The following is a 17,106-nucleotide window of genomic DNA, read 5'->3' on the forward strand; positions in this document are numbered from 1 at the left end:
CTCCGGGTCGGATTCGCGGTAAGGCTTGAGGCAAGGGCCGGCGCGTCGCCGCCCGCCGGAGCCGCCAAGAACCGCGTCGAATGACAGCCAGTCAGCCAAAACTGTTCGTGAAATCCTACGGCTGTCAGATGAACGTCTATGACGCGGAGCGTATGGCCGACGCCCTGGCGCCCGAGGGATACGTCGCCGCGGCCTCCGCCGAAGACGCCGACGTCATCGTCCTCAACACCTGCCACATCCGCGAGAAGGCCGCCGAGAAGGTCTATTCCGAGCTCGGCCGCATCCGGAAGATGAAGGCCGAGACCGGCCGCAGCCCGATCGTCGCCGTCGCCGGCTGCGTCGCGCAGGCCGAAGGCGCGGAGATCCTGAAACGCTCGGCGGTCGTCGACCTCGTGGTCGGGCCCCAGAGCTACCAGCGCCTGCCCGGCCTGCTGCGCGAGGCGCGCGCCGGCGCGCGGCCGGTCGACACCGACTTTGCGGTCGAGGACAAGTTCGAGCGGCTGAGCCCGCCGACGCCGAAGGCGATCGCCTCCCGCGGCGTCACCGCCTTCGTGACGGTGCAGGAAGGCTGCGACAAGTTCTGCACCTTCTGCGTGGTCCCCTACACCCGCGGCGCCGAATCCTCGCGGCCGGTCTCGCAGATCGTGGCCGAGACCGAACGCCTGGTCGCAGCGGGCGTGCGCGAGGTGACGCTGCTCGGCCAGAACGTCGACGCCTATCACGGCGAAGGACCGGACGGCCGGGACTGGTCGCTCGCGCGGCTGCTCTACGAGCTTGCGGAAATCCCCGGACTTGCGCGCCTGCGCTACACCACCAGCCACCCGCGCGACATGGGCGACGACCTGATCGCGGCCCATCGCGACTGCCCCAAGCTGATGCCCTATCTTCATCTGCCGGTGCAGTCGGGCTCGGACCGGATGCTGGCCGCGATGAACCGCAGGCACACGGCGGCGGACTACCTCAGGCTGATCGCACGGGTCCGCGCGGCGCAGCCCGATCTCGCGCTCTCCGGCGACTTCATCGTCGGCTTCCCCGGCGAGACCGACGCCGATTTCGAGGCGACGATGTCGATCGCGCGCGAGGCGGCCTACGCCAGCGCCTTCACCTTCAAATACAGCCCGCGCCCCGGAACGCCGGCCGCCGACCGCGGCGGCCAGGTGGCCGAGGAGGTCAAGACCGAGCGGCTTCACCGGCTGCAGGCGCTGATCGCCGACCAGCAGGCGGCGTTCGCGCGCGCGCTCGTCGGACGGCGGATCGAGGTCCTGCTGGACCGGGCCGGACGCCATGCCGGCCAGATCGCCGGACGCTCGCCCTATCTCCAGCCCGTCCAGCTCGTGGCGCCCGGCGCCCGGATCGGCGATCTGATCGAGGCGGACGTCGTCGACGTCGGTCCAAACAGCCTGTTCGCCGAGCCCGCGGGCGGCGCGCGCGAAACCCGTTCCATGCTCGCGGAGGCCGCCGTTTGAGCGCTGAGACGATTGTGCGCGGTTTCGACCCGCTGAAGAGCGCCGCCCCCCGCAAGCCTTCTCCGGACAGGAGCGGGGCGCCGGCGGAGGTGACGATCGCCTTCGAAGACAACCGTCACGCCTCCAGCCTGTTCGGAAGCCACGATCAGAACCTCGCCTTCCTGGAGCGCAGGCTCGGCATCGAGGCCACGGTGCGCGGCAACCATGTCGCGCTGCGCGGGCCGGCGGACGCCTGCCAACAGGCGCGCAAGGTGCTCGAAAGCCTCTACGACCGGGTCCGGCGCGGCGAGGGCGTCGCGCTCGGCGACGTCGACGGCGCGATCCGGGCCGCGCTCGCGCAAGGCCAGCTGTTCCCGACCGCCGAGGGCGAAGGCCCGCGGCCCGGCTTCGCGCAGGTCTCGACCCGCAAGAAGACCATCGTCGCGCGCACCGCCGCGCAGGACGCCTATATGCGCTCGCTCGGCAAGCACGAGCTGGTGTTCGCGACCGGCCCGGCCGGCACTGGCAAGACCTACATCGCCGTCGCATGGGCCGCGGCCCTCATCGAGCGCGGCGAGGCCGACCGGATCATCCTCTCGCGCCCCGCGGTCGAGGCGGGCGAGCGGCTCGGCTTTCTGCCCGGCGACATGAAGGAGAAGGTCGATCCCTATCTGCGTCCGCTCTACGACGCTCTCTACGACGTGATGCCGCCGGAGAAGGTCGAGCGTGGCATGACGTCCGGCATGATCGAGATCGCCCCACTCGCCTTCATGCGCGGCCGGACCCTCGCCAACGCGATCGTGCTGCTCGACGAGGCGCAGAACACCTCCTCGATGCAGATGAAGATGTTTCTCACCCGCCTCGGCGAGAACAGCCGCATGATCGTGACGGGCGACCCCACGCAGATCGACCTGCCGCCGGGGCAGGTGTCCGGCCTCGCCGAGGCGGTCGGCCTGCTCGAAGGCGTCGAAGGCGTCGGCGTGACGCGCTTCACCGCGGCCGACGTCGTGCGCCACGAACTCGTCGCGCGGATCGTGCGAGCCTATGAGGGCGCGCATTCGAGTCCTGCGGTATGATCCTCCAGCCATGAGCCCGGATCGACCTCCCCCCGTCGCGCTCGAGACCGTGCGCGACAGTGAATTGTGGGACGCCCTCCCCGACGCCGAAGCGATCGTCGAAGCCGCCGCCGCCGCGGTCTTCGCGGAAGCCCGGCTCGTCTGTCTGGCCGACGCGGAGCTCTCGGTGACGCTCGCCGACGACGCCCGGGTCAAGGCGCTCAACGCCGAATGGCGCGCCAAGGACAAGCCGACCAACGTGCTGACCTTCCCGGCGGTCGAGCCGGACGAGACGGCCGACGCCGCCATGCTGGGGGACGTGATCCTCGCCTTCGAGACCGTCGAGCGCGAAGCCCGCGAGGAGGGCAAGCCGCTCTCCGAGCACGTGTCGCATCTCGTGATCCACGGCGTGCTCCACCTGTTCGGCCACGATCATCTCGACGACGGCGAGGCCGAGGAGATGGAGGCGATCGAGACCCGCGCCCTCGCTCGGCTCGGGATCGCCGATCCCTATCTGCCGCTTCCCGACGAATCCGCCGCCTGACCTGCAACGCGAACAGTAAAGACCGATGTCCTCTCCCCAACGCCATCCCCGTCCCGGCGCCGCCGTCCTCGCAGAGGGGGAGGCGCGCGAGAACTGGGTTGAGCGCCTCCGAACCTTCGTGGGCTTCGGCGCTCACCCGACCGTGCGCGAGGACATCGCCGAGGCTCTCGAGGAGAGCGACGATCTCTCCGTCAACACCCAGGAGCGCACGCTGCTGCGCAACGTGCTCGCGCTCCGCGGCACGCGCGTCGACGACGTGATGGTTCACCGCGCGGACATCGTGGCGGTGTCCGAGGACGTCACCTTCGGCCAACTGCTGCTGACCTTCGCGGACGGCGGCCATTCGCGGCTGCCTGTCCATCAGGGCTCGCTCGACGAGCCGAAGGGCATGGTCCACGTCAAGGACGCGCTGGCGCTGTTCGCGCATGTCGCCCAGGGCGGCGGCCAGGTGTTCGACCCCGCCGCCGTCGATCTCGGCGCCCGCATCGGCGAGCTCGACGTGACGCGGCCGGTGATCTACGCGCCGCCTTCGATGCCGGCCTCCGACCTGCTGGCGCGCATGCAGTCGCTTCATATCCACCTTGCGCTGATCGTCGACGAATATGGCGGCGTCGACGGGCTGGTGACGATCGAGGATCTCGTCGAGACCATCGTCGGCGACATCGAGGACGAGCATGACGACGCGGCCGTGGCCTCGATCCGCGCCGACGGCGAGGGCGGGTTCATCGCGGACGCCCGCGCGCCGCTGGAGGAAGTCGCCGAAGCCGTCGGCCCGAGCTTCGACGTCGGGCCGTTCCGCGACGAGGTGGACACCATCGGCGGCCTGATCGTGACGCTGGCCGGCCGCGTGCCGCTGCAGGGCGACGTGGTGGACGGGCCCGGCGGCCACCGCCTCGAAGTGCGGGAGGCGGATCCCCGCCGCGTCATCGAGGTTCGGATCGGCGGCGTCGGCCCCAAGCACGGCGAAGGCGAATCGGATAGGCCCGGAGACGCAGCGGACGCCGCCTGACCTTTGGCGTCCGCGGACATCGGGCGACCCATGACGCGACGTTTCGAGGCCCTCTCCGCGCTCGCCGCCCGGGTGACCCTGGCCCATGGCTGGCGGCGCGCGCTGATGGCCTGCGCCGCCGGCGCCCTTTCGGCGCTCGCGATGCCGCCCTTCGGGGTCTGGCCGATCCTTGCGCTGACCTTGCCCGTCGCGGTCTGGCTGATCGACGGCGCATCGGCCGAGACGCGGGCGCGTAGCGCCCTCGCCGCAGCGTGGGTCGGCTTCGTCTTCGGCTTCGGCTATTTCCTCGCCGGCCTGTGGTGGATCGGCTCCGCCTTCCTGGTCGACGCCGACGTGTTCGGCTGGCTGCTGCCGGTCGCGGTCGCCGGGCTGCCGGCGCTGCTGGGCGTCACGACGGCTCTGGCCTTCGCTCTCGCGCGCCTCATCTGGTCGCCCGGCTGGCCGCGCGTGTTCGCCTTCGCCGCGGCGCTCGGCCTCGGCGAGCTGCTCCGCGGGCACATCTTCACCGGCTTTCCCTGGAACTCGTTCGGCTACGCGCTGGCCGACCAGCCCTGGCTCGGGCAATTCGCGTCGGTCGTCGGCGTCGAGGGGCTCACCTTCGTCGCGATCGCGATCTTCGCGGCGCCGGCGACGCTCGCAGATCCGATCCCCTCACGCCGGCTGCTCGCCGCCGCCGCGCTCGCTCTCATAGGCCTCGCCGGGTTCGGAGGCGTGCGCCTGAACTATCTCGCCCAGACCGGCTTCGACGCGCGCGTCAGGATCCGCGCGATCCAGCCGGAGATCCCGCAGGACATGAAGTCGCAGGAGGCGGAGCGCGACACGATCATGGAGACGTACCTCTCCCTGTCCGATGAGGCGCGCGGGCCAGAACATCGCGGTTTCGCCGACGCCGAGCTCGTCGTCTGGCCGGAATCGGCGTTCCCGTTCCTGCTCTCGCGCGCGCCCGACGCGCTTGCGCGGATCGGCCGCAGCCTCGCCCGCGGCGCGACGCTCGCCACCGGCTCGGTCCGCGGCGAACGGCGCGCCGACGGCGCCGGCGCAGATTACTGGAACGCGCTGCATCTGGTCGGCGACGACGGCTCGATCCTCGCCACCTACGACAAGATCCACCTTGTGCCGTTCGGCGAATACCTGCCGTTCCAGACCCTGCTGGAGTCCTTCGGGCTCGAGGCGGTGACCCGGCAGCGCGGCGGCTTCGCCAGCGGCGTCCGGCAGGCGGTGATCGCGCTGCCGCAGGGCCCCCGCTTCCGGCCGCTGATCTGTTACGAGGCGATCTTTCCGGAGGAGGTTTCGGACGGCGAGGAGAGGCCGGACTTCCTGCTGAACGTCACCAACGACGCCTGGTTCGGACGCACGCCGGGCCCCTATCAGCATGCGGCGCAAGCGCGCGTCCGGGCGGTCGAACAGGGTCTTCCGATGGTGCGCTCCGCTAATGGCGGGATCTCCTCGATCGTCGACGCCTACGGCCGCATCGTGGAGGCGCTCCCGCTCGGAACCCGCGGAGTCGTCGATGGTTTTTTGCCTCTCGCGATTGAGCCGACGGTGTTCGTCACAACCTCGGGCAGGCTCTTTCTCGCTTTCCCCGTTATTTTTCTGTCTCTCGTATTCGTAGCACGTTCCCGTGTTTGACAAGCCAAATGCGAAGTGTCCATCTTTCGACCTCACGCCGCTTCGGCGGGAAAAAAGCAGGGCGCTCGTGGCGTTCGTGCATGGCTGACAGGAGTTGTACGGCGGGGGCGACGCCGCACGATAGTCCGAGGAGAAGACGTAATGCTCAAGAAGATCCCGAACCCGGTCGACAAACATGTCGGCAGTCGGGTGCGGATGCGGCGCGTCTTGATAGGCATGAGTCAGGAGAAACTGGGAGAGGCCCTCGGGATCACCTTCCAGCAGATCCAGAAGTACGAGAAGGGCACCAACCGCATCGGGGCGAGTCGGATGCAGCAGATCGCCACTGTGATGGCGGTGCCGGTGTCGTACTTCTTTGACGACGCGCCGGGCGCCGACAGCGGCAACGGCTTCGCCGAAGCCCATGGCTCGGACTACGTGGTGGACTTCCTCACCACGACCGAAGGCCTGCAACTCAACAAGTCCTTCGTCCGCATCTCCGACGCGAAGGTGCGGCGCAAGATCGTCGACCTCGTTTCGGCGCTCGCCGACCAGCCCGCCAAAGCGGCCGGCTGACTGCGGCGACGCCGCTCCTGCGCCTTCCCTCCGGCTTGGGGAGGGCGCGCGCCGTAACGACCTCCCCGGCCCGCCATCCATGGGCCGGGAGGGGCCCGCATCTTGACCGTTCGTCTCCCATCTGCGAAAGAACGATCCGTTCGTAAGACAGAACGCATCCGTCATTTCATCCGCTACGGGGGACTGCCGATGGCACGCGCTGACTATCTCTTCACGAGCGAATCCGTCGGTGAGGGCCATCCCGACAAGGTGTGCGACCGCATCTCCGACGAGATCGTCGACATCTATCTCGCAGCCGAGCCCGAAGCGCGCTGCGGCGTCGAAACGCTCGCCACCACGAACCGCGTCGTCATCGCGGGCGAGGTCCGCGGGCCCGACAGCATCACCAAAGATCAGCTGATCGAAGCCGCGCGCGCGGCGATCAAGGACATCGGATACGAGCAGGACGGCTTCCACTGGAAGACCGCCGACATCTCCTGCTACCTGCACGCTCAGTCCGCGCACATCGCGCAGGGCGTCGACGCCTCGGGCAACAAGGACGAGGGCGCGGGCGACCAGGGCATCATGTTCGGCTACGCCTGCAAAGAGACGCCGTCGCTGATGCCGGCGCCGCTGTTCTACGCCCACGGCATCCTGAAGCGCCTTGCGGACGTGCGTCACTCCGGCGAGCAGCCGACGCTCGGACCCGACGCCAAGAGCCAGGTCACCGTGCGCTACGCCAACGGCAAGCCGGTCGGCGTCACCTCGATCGTGCTCTCGACCCAGCACCATGACGAGAACCAGACCTCGCAGGACATCCGCGACATCGTGGAGCCCTATATCCGCGAGACGCTGCCCGAGGGCTGGATCTCCGACGAGACCGTCTGGCACGTGAACCCGACCGGCGTCTTCGTGATCGGCGGTCCGGACGGCGACGCCGGCCTCACCGGCCGCAAGATCATCGTCGACACCTACGGCGGCGCGGCCCCGCACGGCGGCGGCGCGTTCTCCGGCAAGGACCCGACCAAGGTCGACCGCTCGGCCGCCTACGCCGCGCGCTACCTCGCCAAGAACGTGATCGCGGCCGATCTCGCCGACCGCGCGACCATCCAGCTCGCCTACGCCATCGGCGTCTCCGAGCCGCTCTCGATCTATGTGGATCTGCACGGCACCGGCCGGGTCGACGAGGCCAAGCTCGAGAAGGTGCTCGGCGAAGTCATCAGCCTCAGCCCGCGCGGCATCCGCCAGCATCTGAAGCTCAACCGTCCGATCTACGCGCGCACGTCGGCCTACGGCCATTTCGGCCGCGAGCCCGACGCCGAAGGCGGCTTCTCCTGGGAGAAGACCGACCTCGTCGACGCGCTGAAGTCCGCGCTCGCCTGACATCTCCCGCCGCGGCGATCGTCCTCATGTCCGACGATGAGCGCCGCGGCGGCTCCTTCTACGGCCGGCGCAAGGGCAAAGCCCTGCGCGCCGGCCGCGCCGCGACCGTAGCCGGCACCCTGCCGCGGCTGAAGCTGGACGTCGAGGCGCTGCCCGACGCCCTCGCCGAGCTGTTCGCGATCGCCGTCCGCGAAGTCCGCCTCGAGATCGGCTTCGGCGGCGCCGAGCACCTGCTGCACAGGGCTCAGGAAAACCCTGATATCGGCTACATCGGCGTCGAGCCCTTCATCGACGGCCTCGCCAAGGGCGTCGCGGGCGTCGATGCGCTGGGCCTGAGGAATGTCCGGCTCTACGACGACGACGCGACCAAGCTGCTCGACCGCCTGCCCGCCGGGTCGCTCGCGAGCGTCGACCTGCTCTATCCCGATCCCTGGCCGAAGACCCGTCACTGGAAGCGGCGCTTCGTCTCCGACGAGAACCTCGCCCGCCTCGCGCGCGTCATGACGCCGGGCGCGCCGTTCCGCTTCGCGTCCGACATCGACACCTATGTCGCCTGGACGCTGGAGCGCGTCCGGCGCTCCCCCGATTTCGAGTGGACCGCGGAACGGCCGGGCGACTGGCGGGCGCCATGGGCCGGCTGGCCCGGCACGCGCTACGAGGCCAAGGCGATCCGCGAAGGCCGGCGGGGCACCTACCTGACCTTCCGACGGCTGTGACATCAGCTTAGTATCGCAGCGTCAACGATGGGGGATGCGCCGTGAGACTACGCTTGGCAACCTCTTGCGCGCTCGCGCTTCTGGCATCACCCGCTGTTTCCCAAAGTATTTGCGCCGATCTATGGAGAGAGCGGAACTCCATCTATAGAAACGCCGGCTACTGCTTTAAGACTCCTCGCGCGATCCGCGCGTTCGGGAGCGCGGGATGCAGTTACGATGATATCGCGGACGTGCCGCTTTCGGCGCGGGAGCGCGCGGATATTATGGATATCACGAGGGAGGAGCACGTCCGCGGCTGTCCCCGCTAGGCGCCACTCCGCCGCGCCTTGCGGGACAGGCGGAACAGCGCCAGCGTGGCGACGCCGAACAGCGAGACGGCGATGGGCAGCGGCAGCACCGTCCCGAGGCTGAGCGTCCGTCCCAGCCCGACGCCGACGATCGCGCCGAAGGTCATCTGCGCGAACCCGACCAGCGAGGACGCCGCGCCGGCCCGTTCCGGGAAGGGCTGCAGCGCGCAGGCCATGCTCTGCGGCATCACCAGGCCGACGCCGAACATATAGACCATCATCGGCCCGACGATCGCGGCCGGGGTCTGCGGGCCGAACAGCACCAGCGCCAGCATCAGCAGGCCGCCGAGCGCGACCGCGGCCGAGCCCACCCCGATTGCGCCGTCGAGGCCGCGCAGCCGCACCAGCGGCCCGGCCGCCAGCGTGCCGCCGACGTAGCCGATGACGCCGATCGCGAAGGCCGCGCCATAGGCGATCTCGCTCAGCCCGTAGATCGACTGCAGGATGAAGGACGAGGTCGAAATGTAGGCGAACAGCCCGGCGAAGGCGATCGCGGTCAGGCCGAGATAGGTGAGGAAGCCCTTGTGGCGCAGCAGCACGGCGTAGCTCGCGGCGACCGAGCGCGGGGTGACGGCGCCGACCGCTCGCAGGCGGATCGTCTCGGGCAGGAAGGCCGCCACGATCAGCATCTCGCCGCCTAGCAGCAGGGTCAGCAACACGAAGGTCGCCCGCCAGTTGAAGGCGCTCTCCAGCACGCCGCCGATCAGCGGCGCGACGGCGGGAATGAGCCCAAGGATCGTCGCCATGCGCGCAAGCTCGCGCGCCGCGCGCGGGCCGGAATAGAGGTCGCGGACGATCGAGCGCGCCAGCACCACCGGTCCCGCGCCGCCCAGCGCCTGCAGGAACCGGGCGACGATCAGCGTCTCGATCGTCGGGGCGAGAGCGCACAACGCGCTGCCGAAGGTGAACAGCGTCAGGCTCGCCATCAGAACGGGCTTGCGCCCGCGCGCGTCCGACAGCGGCCCGTAGACCACCTGGCCCGCGGCGAAGCCGACGAGGAAGGCCGAGAGCGTGAGCTGCCCTTGCGTCGGACTGGCCCCGAGCGCCCTGGTGAGGTGCGGCAGGGACGGCAGATACATGTCGATCGCAAGCGGCCCGACCGCGGTCAACATCGCGAGCACGGCGGTCAAGGCGAGCGTATCGGGGCGCAGACGCATGGGACGCAAACGCATCAGGGGCGGGGAAGGATGCCGTCGACGACCGCCGGTCGAGGGAAGGCGCGAGGGGAGAGGCGAGCGGGCGGCGCCCGCTCCGCTCACTCCTTCTCGTACATGATCACCGAGAGATAGGTCATCGGCTTCGCCACGAGCCGTTCCGGCCCGTGCGGCGCGCCCGAGTCGAACAGCAGCGAGTCGCCGGGCTTCAGGTGGTAGCTGTTGCCTGCGTGAGCGTAGACCACCTCTCCGGTCAGCATGTAGATCAGCTCGGTGCCCTCATGCTGGAAGGCGGTGTAGGGGGCGGCGTCCTCGGTCAGCGTGATGAGGTAGGGCTCGCAGGCGACGGGACCGCCCAGCATGTGGCCGAGCAGCTCGTAATTGTGGCCGACCTTGGTGCCGCGGCGCTGGATGACCACGCCCTGTCCGGCCGGCACGTAGGAACAGTCGCGCCGCTCCTCGAATTCCGAGAACAGCAGGCTGATCGGCATGTTCAGCGCCGCAGCCAGCGTCTGCAGCGTAGTCAGCGACGGCGAGATCTGGCCGTTCTCGATCTTCGACAGCATGCCGGTGGAGACGCTGGCCGCCGCCGCGAGCTCCGCGACCGTCAGCCCCATCACCTTGCGGTGGTGACGGATCTGCAGGCCGATCGCCTGCTCGAGGGTGCGTCGCTCGGCCGGAGCCGGCGCGCCGGAGCCGGTGACGTAGTCGTCGTCCTCGACCTTGACGCCTGCGTCCGGAGCCGCCTCGGGCTTGCCGGGCGCGCGCGGTTGCGCTGAGCTTTCGACCATGGCGATCTTTCCCCGCAGGAAACTGACAGCCACGCTAACGAAGCCGCGCGCAAATCCCAAGCGCGGCGTCGCGAGAGCCACAGATAGTTAGCCGTCGAGGCGTGCGTCGATGTTCCGCGCCGCGCCGGCATGGACGAGCCAGCGCCACAGCGTCGCGGCGTAGGAGCGGAACACGGCGAGCTCGAAGGCCGCTTCGTCGTCGACGCGCCACAGGTGGACGGCGATCGAGGCGGCGTGCGTCAGCGCGACGTCTCCGGCCGCGAAGGCGCGCGGATGGAGGTCGACGGCGATCAGCGTCGCCAGCGTCTCGCGCGCGAGCGGACCGGAGACGCTGAGCACCGTGCGGCCATCGGACTGATCCGAGACGCCGGCCGGCAGGCTCGCGAAGTCGGCGGCGCCGGTCGAGGTCGCGAGCCATTTGCCAGGCCCCGCCCAGACGAAGGCCGCCTCGCCCGCGGCGACGCGCTTCGGCGTCGTGGGCAGTTCGAGGCCGAAGGCGGAGCGCACGGCGTCGGCGAGCTCCGCGTCCCGACCACCGAGCGCCGAGACGGTCGCGAGCGTGAGGCCGGAGCGTTCGCGCAAGGTCACCCCGGGCTCGACGGAGGCCGTGACGACGGGCGCGACATGGGCGCGGAGCGCGGAGCGGGCGACGAGGGGCTCAGGCACGGAGGCGCGCTCCTTCGGGATCGACGAACACGGGAGAGACCACCTCGACCTCGACGTCGCCGTCGCGGACCGGGTCGTAGGCGCGGACGATCTCGCCCATGCGGCTGGCCCCGCGAGCGAGGAAGCCGAGGCCGATCCAGTGGCCGTTCGAGGGCGAATAGGCCGTCGAGGTCATGTAGCCCTCGTCGTTCGCGGCCGTCGGTTCGGCGCCGCGGGCGACGAAATGAGCGCCGGAGCGAAGCCGCGCCGTGCGATCGACCGGCCGGAACCCGACGAGCGCGGGCCTTGACGGATCGGCCAGGCCTTCGCGGCCCGCCAGCGTGCGGCCGATGAAGTCCTTCTTCTTCGACATCATCCGCCCCATGCCGAGGTCGGCCCCGGTGGTGTTGCCATTGAGCTCCGGACCGGCTGCATGGCCCTTTTCGATGCGCATCACCGCGAGCGCCTCCGCGCCGTAGGGGCAGATGCCGAAGGGCTCGCCGGCCTTGACGATCGCGCGGATCATCGCGTCGCCGTAGCGGGCGGGGACCGCGAGCTCATAGGCGAGCTCCCCCGAGAACGAGAGACGGAACAGCCGCGCCTTCACGCCGCCGCACACCGTGAGCTCGGTCGCGCCCATATAGGGCAGCGCCTCGTTCGAGACGTCGAAGCCGGGATCGACCAGGGCCGCGACCACGTCGCGCGAGCGGGGGCCGGCGATCGCGTACTGCGCCCACTGGTCGGTCACCGAGGCGAAGTGGACGTCGAGCTCCGGCCACAGCCACTGCTTGGCGAATTCGAGATGCCGCATGACGGCGCCGGCGTTGGCCGTCGTGGTCGTCATGTAGAAGTGCTGGTCGCCGAGCCGGGTCGTGGTGCCGTCGTCCATCGCCACGCCGTCCTCGCGCAGCATCAGCCCATAGCGCGCCTTGCCGACGGCGAGCGACGCGAAGGCGTTGACATAGACCTTGTCGAGCAGGGTCGCGGCGTCGGGCCCGTGGATGTCGATCTTGCCCAGCGTCGAGGCGTCATAGACGCCGACCTTGGTGCGGACGGTCTCGACTTCGCGGACCATCGTCTCGAACCAGTCCGCCTCGCCGCGGCGCGGGAAGTACGCCGCGCGCATCCACTGGCCGGTTTCGGTGAACACGGCGCCCTGCTCCTCGGCCCAGAAGTGGCTGGGCGGAAGACGCGTCGGCCTGAACTCCTTGTGGCGGTGGGCGCCGGCGAGAGCGCCGATCGCGACGGGCGTGTAGGGCGGCCGGTTCATCGTGACGCCGGTGTCGGGGATCGACTTGCCGGTGATCTCCGCCATCAGCGCGAGGCCGACGACGTTGGAGGTCTTGCCCTGATCGGTCGCCATGCCGAGCGTGGTGTAGCGCTTCAGGTGCTCGACCGAACGGAAGCCTTCCCGCGCCGACAGCTCGACGTCGGACACGGTGACGTCGTTCTGGAAGTCGACGAAGGCCTTGCCGCGCTTGATCGTCGGGCGCCACGGGCCGTCGCCGTAGGTTTCGCCGGCCTCGGGCTCGACCGAGGGGAGTTCGAAGCCCGCGCCGGAGAAGCCTTCCGCCGCGGCCGCTTCGGCGCCGGCGCGCGCGCCCGTTGCGAAGGTCTCGGCCAGGCCGAAATCGCCGTTGGCGGAGCCGACGACCGTCATGCCCGGCGGCGTCACGCCCGGCAGGAACGCCGCGCGGCGGTCGTCCCAGGCGGGCCTTCCGTTGAGATGGTTGGTGAGCTGGATCGCCGGGCTCCAGCCGCCGGACACCGCGATCAGGTCGCAGGGCACGTTGAAGGTGTCTCCGCGGGCGTCGGCGATCTCGCAGCCCTCGACGACCCGGCCGCCATAGGCGCGGGCCACCGTGCGGCCGAAGACGAGCAGGGCGCCGGCCGCCTTCGCCGTCGCCTGCAGCGCAGAGGCGTCGCCCCGCGCGTCGACGACCGCCGCGACCTCGCAGCCGGCCGCGACCAGATCGGCGACGGTCGCCGCGGCGTCGTCGTTGTTGGCGTAGACGACCGCACGCTTACCCGGCGCGACGCCGAAGCGGTTGATGTAGGTGCGCACCGCGCCAGCCAGCATCACGCCCGGCCGGTCGTTGTTGCCGAACGGGATCGGCCGCTCCAGCGCGCCGGACGCCAGCACCGAGCGCTTGGCGACGATGCGCCAGAAGCGCTGGCGCGGCTGATGGGAAAGCGGCTGCGCCAGATGGTCGGACACGCGCTCCAGCGCGCCATAGACGCCGCCGTCATGGACGCTGGTGACGGTGGTGCGGGTCAGCACGGTCACTTCCGGCAGGCTCGCGAGCTCCGCGGCGGCCTGCGCCGCCCAGTCCGCCGAGGCGACGTCGCCGACGCTCCGGCGTTCGGCGTTGAGCCGGCCGCCGAGCACGAAATCCTCGTCGGCGATGATGACGCGCGCGCCGGCGCGGCCCGCGGCCAGCGCCGCGGCGAGGCCGCCCGCGCCGCCGCCGATGACCAGCAGGTCGCAATGCGCGGTGGTCTTCTCGTAACTGTCGGGATCGGCCGCCTCGGCCGCGCGCCCCAAACCTGCGGCGCGGCGGATCATCGGCTCGTAGAGCTTCTCCCAGAACGACGCCGGCCACATGAAGGTCTTGTAGTAGAAGCCGGCGACGAAGGCGGGCGAGGCCAGCTGATTGACCGCGAGCAGGTCGAAGGCGAGCGACGGCCAGCGGTTCTGGCTGCGCGCCTCGAGCCCGTCGAACAGCTCCGCCACCGTCGCCTTGGTGTTCGGCTCGCGGCGCGCGCCGGAGCGCAGCTCGACCAGCGCGTTCGGCTCCTCGAAGCCGGCCGTCAGGACTCCGCGCGGGCGGTGATACTTGAACGAGCGGCCGACAAGCTTCACCCCGTTGGCGAGCAGCGCGGAGGCGAGCGTGTCGCCGGGATGACCGGCGTAGCGCTTGCCGTCGAAGGAGAAGGCGAGCGAAGCCCCGCGGTCGACGAGGCCGCCGGCGGGAAGACGATGCGGCTTGCTCATTGTCCGGCTCCCTGATCGCGCGCCGTCGCGACGTCGCGGGCGTTCTCGACGCTCTCGATCGCGTGGGTGCGGACGTCGCGGGTCACGACCAGCCAGGACTGGCAGCCGAGCGCGTGGCTCCAGAGCTCGCGATGGCGTCCGGCTGGGTTGTCGCGCAGGTAGACGTATTCGACGAACGCCGTTTCGGCGTTCTCGGCCGAAGGGTCGGGCCTGACGACGGTGGCGTCGCCGAGATAGGCGAACTCGTCGAGGCCGCGGGTTCCGCAATGGGGGCAAGCGATGCGCATGGCGTGCTCAGCGGTGAGAGAGCGCGGAGGAGACGGCGGGCGGGACGTCCGTCGCGGCCGTCAATGCAGGTTGGGCTGCGCGCCCATCCCCTTCTCGTCGATCGTCCGCCCGGTGGCGAAGCGGTCGAGCCGGTAGGCGGTCGCCACCGGGTGCGGCGCGTCCCGGGCGATGAGGTGGGCGAAGCAGTCGCCGGCGGCCGGCGTGGCCTTGAAGCCGCCGTAGCACCAGCCGGCGTTCAGGTAGAGGCCCTCGACCGGCGTGTGGTCGATGATCGGCGAGCCGTCCATCGACATGTCCATGATCCCGCCCCACGAGCGCAGCATCCGCACGCGGCCGATCGAGGGCATCAGCGCCATGCCGCCCTCGCAGACGTCCTCGACCGTCGGCAGGGCGCCGCGCTGGGCGTAGGAGTTGTAGCCGTCGATGTCGCCGCCGAAGACCAGGCCGCCCTTGTCGGACTGCGAGATGTAGAAGTGGCCGGCGCCGAAGGTGCAGACGGTGTCGATGAAGGGCTTCAGCCCCTCGGACACGAAAGCCTGCAGCACATGGCTCTCGATCGGCAGGCGCAGGCCCGCCATCGATGCGACCCGCGAGGAGTTTCCGGCGGTGGAGAGCCCGACCTTCTTCGCGCCGATGAAGCCGCGCGTGGTCTCGACGCCCTCGATGCGGCCGCCCTCGATGCGGAAGCCCGTGACCTCACAGTTCTGGATGATGTCGACGCCGCGCCCGTCCGCCGCGCGCGCGTATCCCCAGGCCACCGCGTCGTGCCGGACCGTGCCGCCGCGCTTCTGACGCAGCGCGCCCTTGATCGGAAAGCGGGCGTTGTCGAAATCGAGCATCGGCAGGATGCGCTTGAGCTCGGGAACGTCGAGAAGGTCGGCGTCGATCCCGTTCATCCGCATCGCGTTGCCGCGGCGGGCGTAGGCGTCGCGCTGGCCGTCGGAATGGAACAGGTTCACCACGCCGCGCTGGCTGACCATGGCGTTGTAGTTGAGGTCCTGCTCGAGCCCCTCCCACAGCTTCAACGAGTGCTCGTAGAACGGGACGTTGCCGGGCAGCAGGTAGTTGGAGCGCACGATCGTGGTGTTGCGGCCGACATTGCCGCCGCCGATCCAGCCCTTCTCGACCACCGCGACATTGGTGATCCCGTGGACCTTGGCGAGGTAGTGCGCCGTCGCGAGCCCGTGGCCGCCGCCGCCGACGATGACGACGTCGTAGGCCGGCTTCGGCGCGGCGTCGCGCCAGGCGGGCTTCCATCCGGTATGGCCGCGGAGCGCCTCGCGCAGGACGGAGAAGATGGAGTAGCTGTCGGTCGACATGAGCGGTCCCGAACGTGTTCGCGCCACAAGACATCGCGCAGACGGGTTGCGGCCTCAATATAAGCTTGAGTTATAGTAGGGGCTGCGCCACCGTCGCGTCCGGCCTTGAGCCTGGCCCCGGACGCACTGAGCTCACGGAAGAAAGCGAACCCGTCGCGCCCGGGCGAGCGCGGCGAGGTTCGGGGCCCCCGGCTCTTCGGCCGGGCCACGGCGCGTCGAGAAAGCTCTCCATGTCCGCACGCGCCGACGACCTGCCCTTCGACCTCCGGTCGCTGTCGATCTTCCTCGCCGCCTGCGACGCCGGAGGGATGGCGGCTGCGGCGCGCAGACTCGGGCTGACGCAGCCCGCGGTGTCGCTCGCGGTCGCCGATCTCGAGGCGAGGCTGAATGCGGCGCTGTTCGACCGCAGCGTGCGGCCGCTGGCGCTGACCGCGGCCGGCGCCCTGCTCCGCCAGCGCGCGAGCGCGCTGCTGTCGGAAGCCCGCCAGATCGCGCCGGTGATGCGCGAGGCCGGCCGGCGCCGTTTCCCGCTGGTGCGCGTCGGGCTGGTCGACTCGCTGTCGCGGGCGCTCGCCGCCCCGCTCGCCGCCCACCTCGCAGGCCGCGCCGAAGAGGTCTCGGTGTTTTCAGGGCTCACGGCGGCGCACGCCAGCGCCCTCGTCACCCGCAACCTCGACATGATGATCGGCGTCGACGACCTCGGCGACATGCCGGGCCTCGAACGCTGGCCGATCGTGGCGGAGAGCTACATGCTCGCGACGCCGAAGGGGACGGCGCCGGTCGAAACCGTCGCCGATCTCGAGCGGCTCTCGGCAGAGCTGCGCTTCGCGCGCTACAGCGCCCGCTCGAGCACCGGGGTCGACATCGACCGCCACCTCAGGCGCCTCGGGCTGGAGCTGCCGCGCAGCCTGGAGTTCGACACGCCTCACGGCGTCACCGCCATGGTCGCGAACGGCGGTCATTTCGCGATCACCACGCCGCTCTGCCTGTTCGAGGCCGCGCATGATCTCTCCGGGATCGACTTCGCGCCGACGCCCGGCCCGCAGCTCCGCCGCCAGCTCACCCTCGTCGCCTACCGTCATCAGCTCGGCCGGCTGCCGGCCGAGGTCGCCGACGTCATGCGCGACACGCTGCGGGCGGAGATCATCCCCGAGATCGAGTCAGCGGCGCCGGCGCTGGCGGCGGCGATCTCGACGCCCTGAAACACAGCTCGCCGTCGCGCCGCCTTCGCGGGCATGACGATCAAAAAAGA

The 17,106-nt window shown here is 70.3% G+C and carries 16 protein-coding genes; 10 read left to right on the top strand and 6 right to left on the bottom strand.

From position 1 onward, the window contains the following. The first annotated feature begins 80 nt into the window (after window positions 1-80). The 9 genes from miaB (at window position 81) to PKE75_RS00940 (ending at window position 8,623) form a co-directional block, all read left to right on the top strand. Window positions 81-1,466, top strand: coding sequence for a tRNA (N6-isopentenyl adenosine(37)-C2)-methylthiotransferase MiaB (gene miaB, locus PKE75_RS00900; RefSeq protein ID WP_271166804.1), 1,386 nt, complete (start codon window positions 81-83; stop codon window positions 1,464-1,466). Beyond that, window positions 1,463-2,521, top strand: coding sequence for a PhoH family protein (locus tag PKE75_RS00905; protein ID WP_428979080.1), 1,059 nt, complete (start codon window positions 1,463-1,465; stop codon window positions 2,519-2,521). Before miaB ends, PKE75_RS00905 begins: the two co-directional genes overlap by 4 nt. 10 nt (window positions 2,522-2,531) lie before the next feature. Further along, the gene (gene ybeY / locus PKE75_RS00910; RefSeq protein WP_271166805.1) at window positions 2,532-3,044 is read left to right on the top strand and encodes an rRNA maturation RNase YbeY; all 513 of its coding nucleotides are present in this window, start codon (window positions 2,532-2,534) and stop codon (window positions 3,042-3,044) included. 25 nt (window positions 3,045-3,069) lie between these two features. Next, entirely contained in the window at window positions 3,070-4,053 is a 984-nt protein-coding gene (locus PKE75_RS00915) for a hemolysin family protein (RefSeq protein ID WP_271166806.1), read from the top strand. Window positions 4,054-4,083: 30 nt separating this feature from the next. Next, on the top strand, window positions 4,084-5,682 hold the full coding sequence (lnt, locus tag PKE75_RS00920) for an apolipoprotein N-acyltransferase (RefSeq protein WP_271166807.1): 1,599 nt from the start codon (window positions 4,084-4,086) through the stop codon (window positions 5,680-5,682). 141 nt (window positions 5,683-5,823) lie between these two features. Then, window positions 5,824-6,237, top strand: coding sequence for a helix-turn-helix domain-containing protein (locus PKE75_RS00925; RefSeq protein WP_271166808.1), 414 nt, complete (start codon window positions 5,824-5,826; stop codon window positions 6,235-6,237). Between the two features lie 189 nt (window positions 6,238-6,426). Further along, a complete protein-coding gene (metK, locus tag PKE75_RS00930; protein WP_271166809.1) occupies window positions 6,427-7,599 on the top strand; it encodes a methionine adenosyltransferase in 1,173 nt (390 codons plus the stop codon). Between the two features lie 26 nt (window positions 7,600-7,625). Next, on the top strand, window positions 7,626-8,315 hold the full coding sequence (gene trmB / locus PKE75_RS00935; RefSeq protein WP_271166810.1) for a tRNA (guanine(46)-N(7))-methyltransferase TrmB: 690 nt from the start codon (window positions 7,626-7,628) through the stop codon (window positions 8,313-8,315). 41 nt (window positions 8,316-8,356) lie between these two features. Then, window positions 8,357-8,623 carry a YARHG domain-containing protein gene (locus PKE75_RS00940; protein ID WP_271166811.1) on the top strand — a complete coding sequence of 89 codons (267 nt, stop codon included), beginning with the start codon at window positions 8,357-8,359 and terminating at the stop codon, window positions 8,621-8,623. On the opposite strand, the gene PKE75_RS00945 is transcribed toward PKE75_RS00940, so the two are convergent. The 6 genes from PKE75_RS00945 to PKE75_RS00970 all read right to left on the bottom strand — a co-directional run bounded on the left by PKE75_RS00945 (window position 8,620) and on the right by PKE75_RS00970 (window position 15,854). Continuing rightward, window positions 8,620-9,819, bottom strand: coding sequence for a multidrug effflux MFS transporter (locus PKE75_RS00945; protein WP_271166812.1), 1,200 nt, complete (start codon window positions 9,817-9,819; stop codon window positions 8,620-8,622). The genes PKE75_RS00940 and PKE75_RS00945 overlap by 4 nt on opposite strands. Before the next feature lie 98 nt (window positions 9,820-9,917). Continuing rightward, window positions 9,918-10,607: a helix-turn-helix domain-containing protein gene (locus PKE75_RS00950; protein ID WP_271166813.1), complete on the bottom strand. Its 690-nt coding sequence runs from the start codon at window positions 10,605-10,607 to the stop codon at window positions 9,918-9,920. A gap of 87 nt (window positions 10,608-10,694) precedes the next feature. Next, complete coding sequence (locus PKE75_RS00955) at window positions 10,695-11,273, bottom strand: sarcosine oxidase subunit gamma (RefSeq protein ID WP_271166814.1); 579 nt, start codon at window positions 11,271-11,273, stop codon at window positions 10,695-10,697. Then, window positions 11,266-14,247, bottom strand: a complete 2,982-nt coding sequence (locus PKE75_RS00960; RefSeq protein WP_271166815.1) for a sarcosine oxidase subunit alpha family protein — start codon at window positions 14,245-14,247, stop codon at window positions 11,266-11,268. Before PKE75_RS00960 ends, PKE75_RS00955 begins: the two co-directional genes overlap by 8 nt. After that, on the bottom strand, window positions 14,244-14,534 hold the full coding sequence (locus PKE75_RS00965) for a sarcosine oxidase subunit delta (RefSeq protein ID WP_271166816.1): 291 nt from the start codon (window positions 14,532-14,534) through the stop codon (window positions 14,244-14,246). Before PKE75_RS00965 ends, PKE75_RS00960 begins: the two co-directional genes overlap by 4 nt. Window positions 14,535-14,594: 60 nt before the next feature. After that, entirely contained in the window at window positions 14,595-15,854 is a 1,260-nt protein-coding gene (locus PKE75_RS00970; protein ID WP_271166817.1) for a sarcosine oxidase subunit beta family protein, read from the bottom strand. A gap of 230 nt (window positions 15,855-16,084) precedes the next feature. Here PKE75_RS00970 and PKE75_RS00975 point away from each other — a divergent pair, with 230 nt between their 5' ends. Next, a complete protein-coding gene (locus PKE75_RS00975) occupies window positions 16,085-17,056 on the top strand; it encodes a LysR family transcriptional regulator (protein WP_271166818.1) in 972 nt (323 codons plus the stop codon). Window positions 17,057-17,106 lie beyond the last annotated feature (50 nt).

The organism is Hansschlegelia plantiphila (assembly GCF_027922265.1).
In the GTDB taxonomy this organism is placed as follows: domain Bacteria; phylum Pseudomonadota; class Alphaproteobacteria; order Rhizobiales; family Methylopilaceae; genus Methylopila; species Methylopila plantiphila.

Excerpts from the sequence above, each read along its gene's own strand:
- ybeY (WP_271166805.1), top strand. The coding sequence starts at position 2,532 with ATGAGCCCGGATCGACCTCCCCCCGTCGCGCTCGAGACCGTGCGCGAC.
- PKE75_RS00970 (WP_271166817.1), bottom strand. The coding sequence starts at position 15,854 with ATGTCGACCGACAGCTACTCCATCTTCTCCGTCCTGCGCGAGGCGCTC.
- PKE75_RS00945 (WP_271166812.1), bottom strand. The coding sequence starts at position 9,819 with ATGCGTCTGCGCCCCGATACGCTCGCCTTGACCGCCGTGCTCGCGATG.
- PKE75_RS00915 (WP_271166806.1), top strand. The coding sequence starts at position 3,070 with ATGTCCTCTCCCCAACGCCATCCCCGTCCCGGCGCCGCCGTCCTCGCA.
- lnt (WP_271166807.1), top strand. The coding sequence starts at position 4,084 with ATGACGCGACGTTTCGAGGCCCTCTCCGCGCTCGCCGCCCGGGTGACC.
- PKE75_RS00965 (WP_271166816.1), bottom strand. The coding sequence starts at position 14,534 with ATGCGCATCGCTTGCCCCCATTGCGGAACCCGCGGCCTCGACGAGTTC.
- metK (WP_271166809.1), top strand. The coding sequence starts at position 6,427 with ATGGCACGCGCTGACTATCTCTTCACGAGCGAATCCGTCGGTGAGGGC.
- PKE75_RS00960 (WP_271166815.1), bottom strand. The coding sequence starts at position 14,247 with ATGAGCAAGCCGCATCGTCTTCCCGCCGGCGGCCTCGTCGACCGCGGG.
- PKE75_RS00975 (WP_271166818.1), top strand. The coding sequence starts at position 16,085 with ATGTCCGCACGCGCCGACGACCTGCCCTTCGACCTCCGGTCGCTGTCG.
- PKE75_RS00950 (WP_271166813.1), bottom strand. The coding sequence starts at position 10,607 with ATGGTCGAAAGCTCAGCGCAACCGCGCGCGCCCGGCAAGCCCGAGGCG.
- miaB (WP_271166804.1), top strand. The coding sequence starts at position 81 with ATGACAGCCAGTCAGCCAAAACTGTTCGTGAAATCCTACGGCTGTCAG.
- trmB (WP_271166810.1), top strand. The coding sequence starts at position 7,626 with ATGTCCGACGATGAGCGCCGCGGCGGCTCCTTCTACGGCCGGCGCAAG.
- PKE75_RS00925 (WP_271166808.1), top strand. The coding sequence starts at position 5,824 with ATGCTCAAGAAGATCCCGAACCCGGTCGACAAACATGTCGGCAGTCGG.